The sequence below is a fragment of the Paenibacillus sp. AGC31 genome, from assembly GCF_057334655.1.
The window spans coordinates 251976-270427 of the sequence record NZ_JBHFJH010000032.1 but is presented as its reverse complement, the minus strand read 5'-3'; the positions used below and the strand labels follow the sequence as shown (position 1 = coordinate 270427).

At 44.6% G+C, this 18452-nt stretch carries 13 protein-coding genes; 5 read left to right on the top strand and 8 right to left on the bottom strand.

Annotated elements, in window-relative coordinates; genetic code table 11:
* Positions 1–7 precede the first annotated feature (7 nt).
* From fabD to ACE04G_RS20810, 7 genes are all read right to left on the bottom strand, one after another.
* Positions 8–3295, bottom strand: coding sequence for an ACP S-malonyltransferase (fabD, locus tag ACE04G_RS20840; RefSeq protein WP_221824840.1), 3288 nt, complete (start codon positions 3293–3295; stop codon positions 8–10).
* Positions 3296–3315: 20 nt separating this feature from the next.
* A complete protein-coding gene (locus tag ACE04G_RS20835) occupies positions 3316–3996 on the bottom strand; it encodes an MBL fold metallo-hydrolase (protein WP_076217160.1) in 681 nt (226 codons plus the stop codon).
* A 15-nt stretch (positions 3997–4011) separates the two neighbouring features.
* Positions 4012–4755 carry a diacylglycerol/polyprenol kinase family protein gene (locus tag ACE04G_RS20830; RefSeq protein WP_221824842.1) on the bottom strand — a complete coding sequence of 248 codons (744 nt, stop codon included), beginning with the start codon at positions 4753–4755 and terminating at the stop codon, positions 4012–4014.
* A 170-nt stretch (positions 4756–4925) separates the two neighbouring features.
* On the bottom strand, positions 4926–5762 hold the full coding sequence (gene bacA, locus ACE04G_RS20825) for an undecaprenyl-diphosphate phosphatase (protein ID WP_256704411.1): 837 nt from the start codon (positions 5760–5762) through the stop codon (positions 4926–4928).
* Between the two features lie 370 nt (positions 5763–6132).
* Entirely contained in the window at positions 6133–7014 is an 882-nt protein-coding gene (gene yidC / locus ACE04G_RS20820) for a membrane protein insertase YidC (protein WP_260633019.1), read from the bottom strand.
* Complete coding sequence (locus ACE04G_RS20815) at positions 6951–7301, bottom strand: hypothetical protein (protein WP_336759800.1); 351 nt, start codon at positions 7299–7301, stop codon at positions 6951–6953. Before ACE04G_RS20815 ends, yidC begins: the two co-directional genes overlap by 64 nt.
* A 92-nt stretch (positions 7302–7393) precedes the next feature.
* Positions 7394–9013, bottom strand: coding sequence for a DUF4153 domain-containing protein (locus ACE04G_RS20810; protein WP_221824845.1), 1620 nt, complete (start codon positions 9011–9013; stop codon positions 7394–7396).
* Between the two features lie 134 nt (positions 9014–9147).
* Between ACE04G_RS20810 and ACE04G_RS20805 the strand changes: the two genes are divergently transcribed.
* From ACE04G_RS20805 to ACE04G_RS20785, 5 genes are all read left to right on the top strand, one after another.
* On the top strand, positions 9148–10953 hold the full coding sequence (locus ACE04G_RS20805) for an ABC transporter substrate-binding protein (RefSeq protein ID WP_449004449.1): 1806 nt from the start codon (positions 9148–9150) through the stop codon (positions 10951–10953).
* An 87-nt stretch (positions 10954–11040) separates the two neighbouring features.
* Positions 11041–11625, top strand: coding sequence for a P-loop nucleotide/nucleoside kinase family protein (locus ACE04G_RS20800; protein ID WP_449004448.1), 585 nt, complete (start codon positions 11041–11043; stop codon positions 11623–11625).
* 298 nt (positions 11626–11923) lie between these two features.
* Entirely contained in the window at positions 11924–13966 is a 2043-nt protein-coding gene (locus ACE04G_RS20795) for a serine hydrolase domain-containing protein (protein ID WP_449004447.1), read from the top strand.
* A 387-nt stretch (positions 13967–14353) separates the two neighbouring features.
* The gene (locus ACE04G_RS20790) at positions 14354–16432 is read left to right on the top strand and encodes a sensor histidine kinase (RefSeq protein ID WP_449004446.1); all 2079 of its coding nucleotides are present in this window, start codon (positions 14354–14356) and stop codon (positions 16430–16432) included.
* On the top strand, positions 16432–17067 hold the full coding sequence (locus ACE04G_RS20785; protein ID WP_221824855.1) for a response regulator: 636 nt from the start codon (positions 16432–16434) through the stop codon (positions 17065–17067). Before ACE04G_RS20790 ends, ACE04G_RS20785 begins: the two co-directional genes overlap by 1 nt.
* Before the next feature lie 138 nt (positions 17068–17205).
* On the opposite strand, the gene ACE04G_RS20780 is transcribed toward ACE04G_RS20785, so the two are convergent.
* A complete protein-coding gene (locus tag ACE04G_RS20780; RefSeq protein WP_221824858.1) occupies positions 17206–18171 on the bottom strand; it encodes a sugar phosphate isomerase/epimerase family protein in 966 nt (321 codons plus the stop codon).
* Positions 18172–18452 lie beyond the last annotated feature (281 nt).

The following is an 18452-nucleotide window of genomic DNA, read 5'->3' as shown; positions in this document are numbered from 1 at the left end:
CTAAAAGTTAGTTCATCTCAACGGCCATAGCCAATTGTTTCAGGCGCTCTTGCATAACCAAAACCGTATCTTCCATTAACTTTATGCCCACTTCAGCTACGCGGCGGTTTCTCCAGTCCTCCAGCGGTGTGCCTTTCACCCATTGATTAAAAGCTCCCAAGGCAGGACCACAGTGGATTTGATAATCGACCTGATGACCTGCTGTTCCTTCCATTGCAAGCATCGTACTGTGGGCAAAATACCACTTGAATACCAATGCCATTTTGTATTTGGGATTCTGTTCGGCTTTTTGTATTTCCTCCGGAGATCTATACTGAACGACCTGGCGATATACTTCTTCAAAGGTTTTTTTGAAATATTTGTTTTCCAGCTGCTGTTTGTTTTTTTCACTAATGTCATTTAAAGAATCATGCTGCCGGTACAAATCATAGAGCTTGTTCGCTCTGGCGGGGAAAAATACACCTTTGCGGAGAACCTGTACCTTGGCTCCAATCTCAAACATGTCTCCAGCAGGAGCATATTCCGTGTCGTGAATGTTCATATCCTGTAGTAAATCTTTGACAGCGTCACTAGTAGCTGCTTCAACCGTGCATTGATTGATTGAACCTGTTACGATAAAATCCGCTCCGAGCAAAAAAGCTGCTGCTGCTGCTTCAGGTGTACCAATACCACCGGCAGCACCAATGCGGACTTCTTTCGAATAACCGTACTTTTCCATCATTGTATTGCGAAGACGAACCATGGCAGGCAGCAGGACATACGCCACACCCGCATCTGTATGTCCACCCGAATCAGCCTCAAGGCACAGATCCTCTGCAATGGGTACTTTTTTCAGGAGTTCTGCCTGAACAGATGTAATCTTGTTTTCCTTCAACATCTTCTCAACCATGAATTCCGGAGCGGGGCTTAAAAATGCTTCAGCCACTTCAGGTCTGGATACTTTTGCAATAATGCGATTGGTTGCGGATACCCGCCCGTCTGATGAACGCTTCAGTCCATGGGCACGGTACTTGATTAATGCCGGAGTAACACCCATGAAGGCAGAAGCCTCTACTGTATTTACACCTTTACGTAGTAATAAGTTAACCTGTTCTTCTTCACGTTCAGGATGTGTCATTTGATGAAGAAGATTTAACCCATATGCCTGTCCATCCTGCAAATGGTGTTGTATATAATCGATTCCTTCTTCGATCTGCTTCAGGCTTAACCCCCCTGTGCCCAAAAAGCCCATCATTCCCGATTGCCCCACTTTAACAACCATCTCCGCCGAAGCAATGCCTCTGTACATTGCACCTGTCAAATAGGCCATTTTCAGATTATAGTCCTTTTTGAAGGGTTTCGAGCCAAGAGACTCGGCCAGTCGAGTTTCTTGGTTGCCAGGCTGTACAACGGATGATATTGGAGTATCGGGGTGGACTGCTGACGATAATGGTTTGACAGACATGTCTTCAGGACGATATACGATGGGTTCGCACTCTGTCTGAATCTTGGTAACCAGCTTAGTCAGCACATTGCCTGGACCGATCTCTTCTATTGTGTTTACGCCCATGCCCATCAGAACCCGTACCGTTTCAGACCAGCGAACCGGATGTGTAATTTGGCGGACCAAATTGGCATGAATTTCATTTGTACGATAGGGTCGGGCTGTATAATTTGAGATGACGGTCATCGTAGGAGCGGAAAATGTATAACGCTGGAGATGCTGATCGAATTGTTTGGCTGATTTTTCCATATAACGCGAATGAAATGCGCCGCTGACCCTGAGAGGGATATACATCTGTGCACCGTTTTGTTCAAAAATTGGTTTGGCCTGATCAATGATTTCTTGAGGCCCTGCCAAAACAATTTGGGTCGGGGAGTTCAGATTGGCGATATCCAGTTGATACAGTCCAAATCGTTGAAGAATTGTCTTCAATGCACTCTCGGTTAAACCGATAACCGCGGCCATCCCCCCTTTAGGGGCCATGCTCATGATTTCTCCTCTTTTATGTACAAGCTTCAATCCTGTAGCAAAATCAAATACGTCTGCGGCAAAAAGCGCATTGTATTCTCCCAAACTGTGGCCCGAAACCAAACTTGGCTTTCTGCCCGTTTCCTTGATTTTATGTAGATACATCATGGCATTAACAACAAACAAAGCCGGCTGCGTATATTCTGTCAGGCTCAATTGCTGAGACCGATCGTACAAGCACAGTTCCTGAATGGAAAATCCAAGAATATCATCCGCTTGCCGGGTCAACTCTGGAAACTGCTCAAATAATCCTTCACCCATGCCCAACTTCTGTGATCCCTGCCCTGGAAATACATATGCCCACAAAGGTTCATCCCCTCCAGTTTCATTCGAATTGGCGTAACGACTAATGATCTCTTCCACATGTTTTGCATCCTGATGGAAGGGAGTCATGGTTATATATGTTCGTTCCTTCCTGTGGCTAATCTGATTTATGAGGCTGGAAAGTGTACCCGAAGGCCCCAAATCCAGAAATATACTATCCGGTTTCTCTTCTCGTATATGAGATATCGCCTGAGAGAAAAGAATCGGTTCCTTGACAACTCGCCAAAAATGATCGGTTGATACCTTGGTGACAGCTTGTCCGGTCAAGCTAGAGACAAGCGGAATCTGGGGTGCATCGTAAGACAGCTTGTCCAGATAGGCTAAATACTCTTTGGCCGCAGGATTGATACATGCTGAATGGAAGCCATGAGTAACAGACAGTCTGACATGAGAAATCCCTTCGCCTTTTAGCCAATTCTCCGCTATTGTAAGCCCTTTCAACTCCCCCGAGATGACTAGATGATTTGACGAGTTCACAGCAACAAGCTCACACTCCGCATGTAGCTCCGGATTAGTGTCATAGATGTCACGACTATGCAATACAGCCAGCATGCCTCCCGGAATACAAGTCCTGTGTATAATTTCAGCTTGTCTATACACTGCTTCCAGTCCCGCCTTGGGAGTTATTACGTTGGATACAGCCGCTGCAGCGAACTCCCCCAAACTGGTACCAACAACGGTTGTGGGTATAACCCCGTTCTCCATTAATGTCCTTGCAAGCGCATATTCCAGCATATAAATGGCGGGATGTGTAATTAGAGTTTCTTCGAAACTATCAGAATAAGGCCGATTTGAATCATATAATTCCTGTATAATGGATCTGCCGCCGATGTCTTGAACCCAACGATCCATCTGCTGCATCCATCGGCGAAATACCGAATAACTCCGGTATAATTCTTTTCCCGCTTGAAGATATTGTGAACCCTGACCGGAGAACATAAAAACAATGTTTTCTTTCATATGCCACTCCTCTTGTTCCTTCACACAAAGCTTTTGGCATCCGGCTGATTCCTTCTCATCCGGAAAGCAATAAACTGTTCTTCATCGAAAATATTAAAATATATGTTTCTCTCAAGCAGCATCTGAAGTGTCTGACCCGGTTCAATGCCAAATGAATGTGCAGGGTATACCCTGACGGAAGGGTGTATTTGCTGCCGTATTTTTTGCAAACTCTGATACATCGCACCTGGATCCCCTCCGCGTTCGGAGCATATGCCACATCCCTCTGCAAACAGAGTATCTCCTGTAAAAATATGATTTGTTAATGAATAGCATATAGAGCCCGGCGTATGTCCTGGGGTGTTTATACAGGATATTAGTGTATTGCCCATTAAAACGGCATCTCGATCCTTTACAGGCTTCAAATTCTTACAGTGGTACCTAAAAAAATCAATTTCGGCACCCCCCATATAAACCTGAGGATTAAAACGGTCGAGCAATGCCCCCACAAGATGTACATGATCCGTATGGGAATGTGTCAACAGGATGTGTGTGAGTTTGGCCTGCTCAGCTTCCAGGGAATCCAGAATGGCTTCGAGGTCCCAGGAAGGATCAATAACCGCTGCCTCCCGGGTCGTTTCATCAACGACAATATAGCTATAATTAATGAATGCTTCATAACTGGATTTAATAGAAATCACCTTGTATTCACTGGTTGTCATATGAAGTTCTCCTTGTTAAACAAATGAAATGATCATGTACAAACACGCAAAACCAACGATAAGTATAAACGGTGTATCTACAGTATGGGGTGAGAATGCCTCAGCTAGAGTTACAGCTATAGGAAGAACCAGCAGTGCAACAACTAATTGTGGAACTGTAAAACTGCTTGCAAACACCAAAAGGATCAATACTGCGGATAAGAACACACATAAACTGCCTTCGATACTTCTCGTAAACTTTTTCTTCGAAAATAAGGCATGAACACGATATTTATGTTTTCCAAAGCGAATACCGATCGGTTCGGCTAGCCCGTCTCCTAGTCCATTGATGATAACGGGAATAAAGGCCAGCGTACCATAACCTATGCTTTGAAAATACAGAAAGCAGGGTGCCAGAACGACGTAGCCGGCAATTAATTGCGTATTCATCCACAGCAAAGTATGAGGACGATCTTCCGGACGATCAAAAGAAGCAAACATGCGTTGAACCAATACACTTTTCTCGCGAATTGGCTTAATATAAATGAGCATAATAACGCAGTTCATCAGCATTCCGACGATAAAAATGGGCCCGGTATATCCTGTACTGGAACTCACGATCAATTCAATAGCCATTGGTGTAATAAAAGACATGAAATGAACAATTTTACGAGCGTAATTCACACGCAACTGATATTTGAGTACAATCGTACCGATCAAAAATTGGATTCCATACAGTATGACAAACATGATGCTTTGCTTTATGATGAATGGTGTCATATTTTGCGCTCCCACCCCAGTAGATGAATCTCCCTTGATAACTACCTATTTCCAAAAAAAAAGCAAAAGGGAATCTTTCCTTTTCAATGTGAGTTGATAAAAACACTGATCATGGATAAGACTCCCGGCGACGGTTAATTTATTCACATGTAATAGATAATAAGAATGCTCTAGTTTAGCAAAAAGATCCAAAAAGCGGCTGCCAATACAAAACGATAGATTGCAAAAGGAATCAGTTTAATCCGGTTAATCAACTTCAGGAAAAATTTAACTGCAATCATGGCTACAATAAAAGCAGTCACAAACCCCGTAATAAATAAGGGAAGATCATCAACCGACAGATAATCCCAGCTCTCGTATAAATCCTTCAGTGAAGCTCCGAACATAATAGGAAGTGCCATTATAAACGTAAATTCCGAGGCTGTTTTGTGACTCATGCCTGCTAGCAAACCTCCCGATAGCGTAGCACCCATTCTCGAAAAACCGGGAACAAGTGCAAAGCACTGGAACAGACCTACGATTAAAGCCTGCCGGTACGTGACTTGATCCAATGTTTCTGCAGCCGGCTTTTTTGGTTTAAATATTTCGGCTGCAATCATCAGAATCCCGCCAAGGATTAACGTTACAACAACCGTTTGAGCACTGAACAAAACCTCTTTTATGTAATCGTAAAAAAATACGCCCCCAACACCAAAAGGGATAACACCAATAATGATATGAATAAGTGTTAATTTTTCCGTAGACTTTGTCGCTTTCCGATCTTCTCCAACATGGATACCGAGGATGCTGAGAATTCGTTTCCAGAACAGAAAAGCCACAGCCAGGATTGAACCGAGTTGGATTACAATCTCAAATGTCGAAGCACGCACAGTACCCTCGAAACCTAGCAAATGTCCCACCAAAATCAAATGACCTGTAGATGACACTGGGGCGAACTCCGTAAGTCCTTCCACTATACCTAGTATAAGCCCGATAATAATATCCACTAATTTTCCTCCAGATCCAATGAATTAAATTTATCGTGGTATGAATTCACAAAAATCGTTATATTTTGATAAACATTTACACTAGATTCGCTCCTCCCCAAAACTCTTAAACAAAATGGTAATGGATGCATCAAATTTTGTCAATAAATCCAATGAATAAATTTTATTTGTTTTTATTCCATAAATCTACCTCATCATGTTCAAACTGGACTTGACCTGAAAACCCCTTATAGAATAAATATGTCAACCCCTTACCTTATATACTAAAACCTGTTGAGTGATGAGAATTGTTCTTTGATCACTCGTTTCCACTCTCACGAAAACACCCTATAAAGTAGACGACGTGTCTGCTCCATAGGGTGAAATAGCGTAGTTGTGATGTCGCCTCAAGTCACTGTGACTTGGCGTGTTTTCTGGACTTGTTATGTTGCACAGACTTGATCTTTTTCACCTCAATCGTAGCAGGCTCCTGCGGATGTTCCACCGGGTACATTTTGCGGAACAATAATGTCTGTAGTACAAGGAATGACCCCCCAACTGTCCAGTAGAGCGGCATCGCTGCCGGAGCTGTAAGAGAAAAGAATGCCATCATCAATGGGGAGAGATAACCCATAATAGCGAACTGTTTTCGCTGCTCAGGCGCCATATTGGCTTGTGATACCTTGGCTTGAATCAGATATATGACCGCGACCACCACTGCGAGTACGTAGTCCGGCGCTCCCAGTTTGAACCACAGGAACGAGTGGGAGGATAACTCCGGTGTAAGTCGGATGGCTGTGTAAATACCTGAAAGTATAGGCAATTGAATGAGCATCGGCAAGCAACCAATGTTCAGTGGATTGAACTTATGTTTCTTGTACAGCTCCATCGTTTCCTGAGACAGCTTTTGCTTATCAGCAGGGTCATTTTTGCCTTCATATTTTTTCTTGAGCGCATCTATCTCGGGTTTCATGGCGTTCATAATGACTCGTGTTCCCTGCTGGGACTTGGCTTGACGCATCATCAAGGGTAACAGCGCTAAACGAATGACCAGCGTAATCACGATAATCGCGACCCCGTAGCTTCCGTTAAATATAGTGGCAATGTGCTGAATCAGGTACGACAGTGGAAATACGATATAGTGATTAAAAAATCCCGGTGTCGACGAAGTAATCTCCGACACGTTGTTGCTGCATCCGGCAAGCAGCATGACTGCAAACAAAATGGCAATCAGGCCATAGATCCGTCCCTTGCCCGATCTAAAAGTGAATCCCTTGTTGGTCTTGTTTTCCATATATATCCTCCTCGTTGATTTGTTGACCAATCGTTCAACGAGGAATGACAATCTGAATCATCTTCATCGGGCGCTTCTCTTCGTCTGATCATGCGGCTCCAGACTTCCTGTCTGTGTTGTCTGTCCAAACTCAAAGCGGGAAGTACTGGTTCAAGTCCACCACCGGCGCTACCTTCCATCCAATACTCTGTCATGCCACAGTGAAGATGGGCGATATAGGCATAACTGACGGTGAAGATGAGTCCAATCGAGAATAAATACGGTAATAGTTCCTGAAGTTCAAACAAGGGATTCACCCCCTTTATAGGTTAGTTTTTATATTATAACACTTACATATTGTTTTTGCATAAATCCGTACGTGAAAACAACTACTATTCAGCTATTCCGTTCTCAATTTGGACAACTCTAGCTCAGCTCGGTGTCTTGCCACGTTATAAGAAGGCCAGGAACAATCTGATGTATCCATATCCAGATATGCTTGACGTTCCAGCATTTCCCTCTTGAGATCCGGAAACTCCTCCAGAGCAAACTCACGAAGTAACGGAACTGCATCTGCTGACAGACTCGCCAGATAGGTTGCATCAATATTGCCAGTCTGATGATAACGTTCAATATTCAGCTCGGCAATCCGTTTATCCATGCCCACATAGTTGACTGCAACATAAGCTGTGAGCGCCAGCACAATATACCAGCGAATCAGCGGTATTGATGTGTACCGTATACGAAGGCCGGCAATCAGCAACAGGAGTGCGAGGAAGATCATGAATGCGTGTACCAAGAAGCGGATGTACGTATATCCATATGCCTGCTCATACAGATTCAGGCGCATAAACGCGGAATACAACATAATTGCTGAACAACTGACCAGAATCAGGAGAAGTACCTGATGCACGATGGAACCCGCTTTGCCACTCGAACGGGTATACTGCAAAGCAACAATAAGAATAAAGAAGTTAATACCTGTGACGAGAATTAACTCCGCGAATCCACTTCTCGCATAGTCTGCGTAAGACAGATCTACCGGAAGATGCCCCTCTCCTGCACCAAACAGATACGAAAACTGTACAAGTACAAACAAAACGTACACACAGTTAATGACAATCAGCATCGTCCCCACAATGATAGGGTCCAATCTGAATGGTTCCCGCTGAACCGGAGTGCGTTCGGGCTCGGGTGTAATCTTATTGGTAACCTGACCTTCAGTGGCCGGGTCCACAGGAGAGAATATATAGGTGTGATCACGCTTATCAACCGTGGATGCTGCTCCATTTTTCCAATGTGCGTTCGCTCTCTTCTCTGCCTCATATTGCATTGGCTGTACAAATCCCCATACATAACCGAACAGCAATACACCTGCGATGACAATCCAGATGATTCTCGGTATCCCTGGAGTAAAAGCCAATTGATTCAGCCACTCCGGAAAACCGGCTAAATACTGATCAAAGATCCCGTCAGCAGAGGACAGTAATGCAACGACTATAATGAGGATAGGCAAGGACGCCACAAGACCAATGAGTACTTTGAAAACAACTGTTTTCTGGGATTTGCCCATGCCACGCCCGCCTGCTCTCACAGCAATAGCAGCAACAGTCCCCCAATGACGTATGGCTTGAGGCAGCAAGTGGTCAATAGCCGTACCAATCAAGCCAATCTCCCACCACTGCTTCCGTTTTCTGCCCATCAGATACGTCATATGTAAGATAACTACGCCAGGTATGACCAGAAAATTAAGAACATACAGCAGTTCATTGTCGTATAACAGGAACGTTAGTGACAACAATAGCACTACAGCCGCTACAAAAGCATCAATGAACTTGAAAGACCTCATGCGATCCCGTGCAAACAGATACATGAACACATAAAAGAGAATTACAAAGATAGGATACGATACGCCAATCTCATTACCATAGAATAAATACTGGTGAATGATTGCCAGCATCCAAGCAGACAGTAGCGTGATTAGAGCGCGTTGCGGTGAAGCCATTATTTTATCAATCATGGGAAAAACCTCCATTAACCTTTCTATGCTATATTCTAGATGATAAAATAGGAATATAAATAGAAATTAAATTCGACAAAACTTCTTATTTTAGAGGAATACGTCAGAGTTCACCTCCAGGAGGGAATCAACACTTGAAATTACATCAGCAATATCTGCTGTTGCATCGCCATTACGGCCACCACACAGAACATGAACTTACACTCGCCGATCTCGCTGAGTTGCTAAATTGTACACATCGCAATACGTTAACGATTGTCAAAAAGATGGTTGCCCATGACTGGGTTCATTGGGTTTCCCAGCGTGGCAGGGGTCGGCGTTCTTCACTTACCTTGCTTGTTCCGGCTGATCAAATCGCCGCAGAATATATGATGCAGGCCATGAATCGCCGGGAATTGCAGGAAGCTGCCGAGCAGGTGAGCGCATTCTCCAGTTCAACAATCATGCAGGTTCATCTAAACCAGTGGTTGCTTGGGTATTCAGGACATCATACGGAAGCCGGCACCAATAATGAGCAGATTGATACGCTTCGGTTGCCCCTGCGCCAACAGCTTCATGCGCTTGATCCGCTGTACATTAATCTATTAGCTGAATCCTTTGTTACCAGCCATGTCTTTGACGGGTTGGTTCAGCGGGGCGAACAGGGAGAGATTCTCCCATGTCTCGCTCATACCTGGGATGTCAGTGCAGACCGAAAGACCTGGATCTTTTATTTGCGAAAAGGTATTACATTTCACGATGGTCAGTTGTTGACGGCCCATGATATTGTTCATACGTTTGAACGGCTGCAATCTACAGATCGCCGGACACTGTACCGTGATGTAAGTAAACAGATTCTATCTATTGAAGCGGTCGATTCCTTAACCGTGTGTTTCCAGCTTAAAAATCCTCATGAATTGTTTTTGTCCTTCCTGACAACAAGTCGTGCGGCGATTGTACCCTCATCAGGAACAAACGAACATAAGATGAAGCATTCGAGTGATGTGCATGGGATGCAAAAACCTGTTGGGACGGGACCGTTCAAGGTCACCGCCTGGGATGATCACTTGTGCAGACTTGAAGCCTTTTCATCGTATTTTCAGGGTAGAGCCCATATGGACCGGGTAGATATCCTGCAAATTCCGTGGAGTGCCTCGGCAAAAATGGATGATAGCCAAGATATCGAAACTCCGTTCTTTCATCTTGTTCATAATCCGTCTTCGTCTGCGGGTGCAGACTGGACACAGATTAGTGCAGGGGTGATGGTTCATAAATTACTCACGTGTAATACGCAAAAAACCGGACCGTTAAACGATCCGGAAGTAAGAGCACACCTTCAGTCATGCCTTGCTGGAATGTATAGAGATGACGGACGTGGAGATAACTCTGAGGTCGTGGAGACTGATTTTAGTGCCGTGAATACCAAGAAAGTCCAAGTCCACTCGGAGGGATTTAGCGATATATCGATGAGTTCCGTATCCTCCAGTCCCGTCTCCCTGCACATTGCAACCATCCCACAATATCGCAGGGATGCCCAACATCTGGCGTCCATACTGGAGCAGTGCGGTTTCTCCTGTACTGTCCGTACTGCTACGATGGAGCAGTTCAAAGGAAATCTGCGGCTGGAGTCTGATCTGATTCTCTTCTCTCTCATTCGGGACAGGGACGAAGAACTGCGAAGGTATGATCTCTACTCTACGTTATCTGAGCATCTGGAAGATTCTACTCGTATAACGATCCATGAGATCTTGCAAACCATCGTAGCCTCTCCCATCGCTGCGGATCGAACTCGTGAATTAGACCGCATTGAGCAATTTTTGGTTGGTCAGAATTTACTGTTCCATTTATCCGAAAAACCGGTAGAAACCGCTTATCTGCCTTCGGTACGTGGTATATCTTTCAACAGCCAGGGCTGGGCGAACCTGCGTCATATCTGGTTTCCTTCGCAGGTGATGAAGTGAGATTGTTATGGATTGTGCTAAAATAAGCAAATGATATTAGCTCACATCTTACACGCACTTGCACCATACTAAGGAGGCATTACATTCATGAGCAAACTAATTTTCTTTCTCGGCGGGGCCGGAAGCGGCAAGACCACCCTTGCCAAAGCCCTTTCCCGTAAACATAAAGCGGCTTTCTTTGATATGGATATTCTGCTTCGTCCCGCGGCTGAGGCGATCATGACCCTTCAGGGACTTGATCCATCCGACCGAGATTCGCCTGAATACAAAAGGTTATGCCGTGATCTTGGGTACCGCATTACGATGGATGCTGCTCTGGATAACGTTCAGTTGGGTATCGATACGATCGTTGTGGGGCCATTTACCAAGGAAATCGGTACCCCGGATTGGATTGCTCAGGAACTTGCACGAATTGGACATACCATGGATGATACGGATGTGCGTGTTGCCTATATTTATCTGGAGAATGAAGCGTTGTATCACAAGCGGATCACAGCAAGACAATCCCCACTAGATGAATGGAAGTTAGCCAACTGGGATGCCTTCACAGCTTCTCTTGTCCGTAAAGAAATAGCCTGGCCCCTCCCTGCTTCATCCGTCGCTTATATTGATAATTCCAGTGATGATCCTGCGATTGCCTATTCTGAACTTGAACGACGGATGTACGAGTAGTTTTATAAAATCTACTTCCCACATGTCGCTTCGCATGGAAAATAAAAAGACGAAACAAAAAGAGGTATTTGTCGAGATCCCTGTTGGGTCCATCATGACAAATACCTCTTTTCATATATTCAAGATCATTCAAAACTCACTCTTCATCCTCAACAATTGCGGGATCACGCAAAAAGGTTTGCGGAAGTCCTGCCGTAATAAGCGCGTACTACGGAATCGCCATCACATTTGAACTGATAGATTATAGATGTACTTAGATGTAAGAGAACGAACATATCTCAACTCAAAGGAGAATTTCATGAAATCTCACGTAGCAACATGTCCAACTCGACAACAACAAGAACAGAGCTCCAAATCAAATCACAGGTGGAAACGTGCCATAGCCAACATCCTCCTGGGTGCATCTCTGAGTTTTACCACAATAACCAGTGTATCGGCAGAGAGCAGTCCCCCTCTTCCTCAGGTAAGCCCTCAGGAAACTGAATCGTTCATCAATCAATTCTTCGCCCAGCCTGAAGTGAAGTCTGCTCTGAAAGGTGCGGTAGTCACCGTTGTTCACGATCAACAGATCGTGTTGAATAAAGGATATGGCTATGCCAATGTGGCAAAACAAATCCCCGTCGACGCCGACTCCACTCTATTCCGTGTAGCCTCCATCTCCAAAACGCTGACAGCAACCGCCATTATGCAATTGGCCGAGCAAGGTAACGTAAAGCTTGATCAGGATATCAGCGCATACACAGACGCTTTGCATCTGACCAACCATACCGGAACATCGTTAACATTGGAACATCTGATGACCCACACCAGCGGGTTTGATTTCACAGATGCAGCAGCTACAGACAGAGAACTTGAAAGTTCTTATCCGCTTGAGCAATTCATCCAAGACAACAAACCGTCCGTTGTTCGCAATCCAGGAGAAGTTTTCCGTTACGACAATTACGGCTATGCACTCTTGGGTTACATCGTTCAGAAACAGTCCAAACTTCCGTTTGAGACTTATGTACAACAACATATATTTAACCCTCTTCATATGTCGGATAGCCATTTTACCCTAAGCAAAGACACGCTAGGAAAACTCGCAACTCCTTATGGCGCTGAAGGACAGGAGCTTCCGCAATACCCCAATATACCGGACAGCTCCCCTGAGGGCGGATTAATTACAACTGGACGGGATATGGCTCACTTTATGCTTGCGCAGCTCAATCAAGGTTCGTACCAGGGTGCACGTATACTCGAACCGTCATCCGTCCAAGCGATGCAAACGTTGGATGTGTCCATACACCCGGATATACCTGGCACAGGTTACGGATTCGAATCCACCTATTCGCAGTATAATCATGGACGGAAAGTCGTGAGTAAAGCAGGCGATCTTGACGGATTCCACTCCAATCTGTGGCTGTTGCCTAACGAGAAGACTGGACTATTTATCGTCTCCAACAGTGATGGACCAGATGTGCGAGAAGCGCTTTTCCAAGCATTTATGGATCATTTTTATCCAAACAACGAGACGCATTATAGTGATTATAGCGTACCCAAGTCTTTACTTCTTACCTACGAGGGACTATATCGAGATATCCGTCTGCCCGCATGGTTGTATGATATTTCAGCAACAGAGAAAGGTCTTCAGGTTATAGATGCTTATGGCACTCACACTTTAACACCCGTTAAGGACATGTTGTTCATGGATGAGGACGGTAAGCTTGCTGGTTTCAAAAAAAATCAGTCAGGTGAAATCACATACTTCTATTACAACAAGTCAGATAGCTGGTCCGAGAAATTGCCAGAAGCCAAGCCTTATGAAGATGTGCCAGAAAACCATCCCTATGCTCCATACATCTATCGCTTAACACAGATTGGCCTGTATCCACAGGATCAATCCCTATTTGAACCGGAGAAACCTGTAAGTCGTGGGGAGTTCGTAACACAGGTTGTGGGCATAAGCGGGATGTCCATTTCAGCTCAATCACCAAAATTTAAAGATACCCAATCAAGTCCCTATGCCGCCTACATTCAAACAGCGCTTGAACTGGGTATTGTGCAAGGTAATAGCCATGGATTGTTCCATCCCGAGCAAGCCATAACAAGGCAAGAGGCAGCGGTGATCATATCGAGAACGGCACAACAACTCCTTGGCGCACCTGCCGTAACTGCCAATCTCATCGGTTCACAGGATCGTTGGGCTGAAGAAGGTGTCCAGTTTGTGGTTGCTCTAGGTCTCTACGGTCCGGAAGTATCCGTATCCAGCAGCGGTGCTGTGGATTATAGATCGAAGCAACCTATGCTCAGGCAGGAATCATCAGTTTTGATGTACAAAATGTTAGGCACTCTGCTACATTAACATAGAGTGATGCTCGGCAAGCCATGTCATTGCTGCATGGCTTGTTTTTCCACTTCATTTTACCAATGATGCATTTTATAAGAACGGATGATTACTCGCATGCGACTAAAACTTTCATTACATAGATTCATGAAAACTAAATTTAAATTCGTGTGGTTTGTAACTATGTTGTGCTTTATACTGACAGCCACGTATATCCATATCTCTTCATTTTCAAATCCTTATATCGGACTTTCGTTAACGCCAAATGCCTCTAATTCTTGGGCAGTACATGATGTAGATCCGCAAGGTTTAGCTTATACATCCGGAATTAGATCGGGTGACACCGTTAACTCGTTGGCATCCAAAGGAGAAGTCCGGTTACTCCATCAAAAAGGTGTATTCTTAGTGACTGAAGCCTTCACCATCGGCGTTGAGAATTCTCACGGTCAGGCATCCGAACATACCATGAAACCTGGACCACATGAATGGTTCAACATCGGCTTTTCATCCATAGTAGAATTATTGCTATTACTGACCGGAACCTATGCCTTGTTTAGCCAACCCGGTTCACGAGTGATGCGCCTGTTCTACCTCCTTAACCTGTCCATGGCCATATGTATACTGACGATATACACATCCCAGTTGCCTTTATCCAATTATATTCTGGCCTTTTGTGCGGCATGGTTACCTTACTGTCTAACTGCTTTTTATGTGTCTTTTGTGTTCCGTACCCGTCTGCATCGTTTCCGGTGGTTACTATTCATCAGCAGAGGTATTGCAGTCGCTTATTCTGTAGGCCTGGTATTTCTGTACATCAAGCAGTGGATGATGACCGATGTTCAGTTCAATCAAGGTATTACTACCGTCAGTACTCCTGCTGCACCGTCTGGTCCAACCAATATGCTTAACTTTATTCTTTGTGCAACCCTTCTGATCTTAATCTGGATGACATGGGTTAATCGTAAAAGCTACAATCGCAAGGAGCAGAACCAGCTATTGCTCATGTTAACAGGAATACTTGTTAGCCTGATTCCCTTCATCATCTGTTTTGCTATTCCAACCCTGCTTCAAGGTGAACCATTATTGCCTGTAGAGTACACATTAATTGGATTTCTGCCTTTATCATGGATGTTCACTTATGTACTTGTACAACGGAGTATGCTTGACCTCAAACTGGTTATGCCAAGATTGATGATTCATGGACTATATGTTTTGATCGTATTTTCACTGTTTCTGGCTGCTTCTCACCTGCATTCGTTAATTCATATCAGCTTACTGTTTGTCTCGTTTTTGCTGATCACTTGGGCGTATCAGTACACGCTCACCCGCTCACGCAAGAAAAACAAACTTAACAAAGACTGGTTGGAACACCAGCAACTGCGGTTGACTGTGCGAATGGCTGAGCAGCAAAACATGCGGGACATGATTCACGTGTTTGCCGAGATGTTCCACAAGATGCTGGATATTGAAGGTGTAATTGTCATATGGATTGATGATAAGCACAGATATTCTCAGGAAGGTACAGGGATTTTTACTTCCATTCAGAATATAGATAACCAGGCGTTGGATATTGAAGTTTTACGACAAAAATATGATTTGGCACAGGTTTGGGAGCTGTCAGGTGAACCAACGACGGAGATGGCGGGATTTCTGGGCATTGGTCACAAAGAAAATCGCACCTTTTTTTCAGCAGAAGAGCAGGATATCATTGATCAAGGCAGGCTGGAAGCGATTCGAATGCTCGTCAATGGCAGACTCTTATCCGATCTTAAGAAGCGATATGAACACCGTGTAGATCAGACAACGCTTCATGAACACCAGATACGCCGTCATCGGGAGTTCAATGATATTTTGATGGAAGTCCAACAGGCAGAGCGTATGAAAACCTCATATTTCCTTCATGACCAACTGCTTCAAAACCTGATTTTCCTGTCTCGTGATTTGGAGGAATTACACGATACCGGAGAGACGCGTAAGGATCAAACGGCTGTTTGGCTGGAGTGCCTGTATGCTTCCCAGAGAGATATACGTCAATTATGTGATGATCTCTACCCTCATATTATGGATCGAAGCGATCTTGAGGAAGCGTTGCAATGGCTTATCCGTACACTTCAAATGCAAAGTGGGATCAGAATGGAACTTAACTACAACGCCCTCTTTGAAGAGTTAAAGTACGAACCTCTAAAGTCCACTGTTTTTCGGACGATCCGTGAACTCATTATGAATGTAATGAAACACGCCGAAGCTGCGTTTTGCTCCATTCAGGTACATACAAGGGATAATGACTTGATTCTCCAAGTAGAGGATGACGGCTTGGGATTTAATGTTCATACCACATTTGATACTGCAACAGGGCACTTCGGTTTGATATCCATACAAAGCAGCATTCAACATCTGGGTGGAGAATTCACCATACATTCCAGCCTTGGCAAAGGAACCTCCATCAACATTCGTTTGCCTTTAACCAAAGGAGCTATTGAATAATGAACGAACCAATCACAGTCGTACTGCTTGATGATCATCCTCTGGTCATGGAAGGCCTCAACAACCGTTTGAATCGTGAACCAGACATACAGGTAGTGAAGACATTCAGCGACCCATTGCTTTTTTTATCCGAAGTAGAGGCGCTGCGGCCAGATGTTGTTGTGATGGATATCCGCATGCCCCAGCTTGACGGGTTCGAGGTTGTGAGAAGATTGAAAGATCAATACGGGTTATCCGTTAAAATCATACTGTTATCCGGATATAACTATCACGAATTCCAGTTAAAAGCTTATGATCTGGGCGTCCATGCCTACTTGTCGAAACAAGCAACGTATGGACAGATTATTAACGCCATTCACCAAAGTATGTTGGGTCATGTTCTTATTCCAGAGACCATGTTATCCCCTAATCTGGAGGAATCACTCACGGCAACAGAACGGGAAATACTTAACCGAATTGCACTGGAGATGACCAACAAGGAGATTGCGCAGGATCTGGCGATCAGTCAACGTACAGTGGAGTATCATATAACCTCTATTACACAGAAATTCGGTGTGAAATCTCGAATTGGTGCTGTAGTCAAAGGCTATCAGGCAGGGATTCTCGGTGACGTAACACTCCCAGAGAAACGGTAAAAACATATACCACTTTAAAAAGAACAACAAAAGAGCGGCAGAACACCCTGTAATGCAACCTGAGGTTTGTTCTGAACCGCTCTATCTGTTGGTTTACTTTCCCTAATAAAGTGCATTCATGCTTGGTACGTGTGCTCCCTATGCGCGCTGACGCGCCGCATGACGTTCAGCAATACGAGCCGTGATTATTCCATGACTCTCATCGATTTCTTCCGGTGTACACGCGGCTTTCAGCTCATATACTTTCACTGGTGAACGATCAATGATATCCAAAAATGAATCAAAAAAGGTCATGTCTTTACTATGAATGTATGGACACCAATGATCTGATAACCCTAAGGTTTCATGAATATGCACGCCAACCACGTGATCAATCAATGTGTTAGCCTCACGTACATTATCGTACAGCCCCATTCGATCCATCATCATGCCGTGACCAATATCGTACCATAGACCAAGCGGTGCGCCCTTCATTTGCCCAATAATCGTTCCGGCTTCATGCAAAGTCGGCATCTGATAACAGCGTGAACGGGTCTCAATACCGAAATTCACCCCATATCCTCGCTTTTCAGACAAGTCACATACCTCTTCCAGACTCTCCTGAATCCGGCTCAGGTAATGTGCGCTGCCATCTTCCCGCTTCTCCAGCATCTCTTGCCATAAAGATTGATATGCCGGTGAGTCCGGCCCCTGATCGTGGTATATCTTTTTCAACGCTTCATCTATGTTGTATTCAAACGGAACCTCACCGGGATGTACAACAACAGCCTTGGCACCATAACGATGTGCGTACTCGGCTGAGCGAAGTAACAGTTCAATCGCCCGTTTGCGGCGCGGTTCATCATCGAATCCAAGCAGGATGGAATCCGTTCCGTAATCCGGATCAGCCACATGCGGAAATGTATTATGCACACTGGATACACCGATCTCTCCCCGTTCAATCATCGGCTCTATCGTCTGCAGCATCTCTTCCGTAACGTTATAATTCAGTTCAACCTGTTTGAATCCGAGAGACTTGATCTCCTCAATCATGCCTTGTCCGGTCGTATGACGTTTGATATTCCAACATGTTGAGAACGAATATTCTTGTTTGTCTGTGTACATACTTGGTCCCCCTGACACTCATTCTATCGGCCATTCATATTCCATTTATCTCTATCTATATAAGTTGAACCAATAAACTTTACACTAGATCACTCCAATTGCAGTACCATCTTCCGATCGCTGTTATCCCCAGATTTTTTTGATCCCCTTCTCCAAAGGGAAAAATCCGGTGATAGCTTATGCTTCCGATGCAGCTTTCTTGCAGAAAGCTTTCAGGCGAACGCTCCGCTTCTTCAGATCGGTTCTGCACTCTTCGTTCTCGTGTAAATGTTCAGTTCATC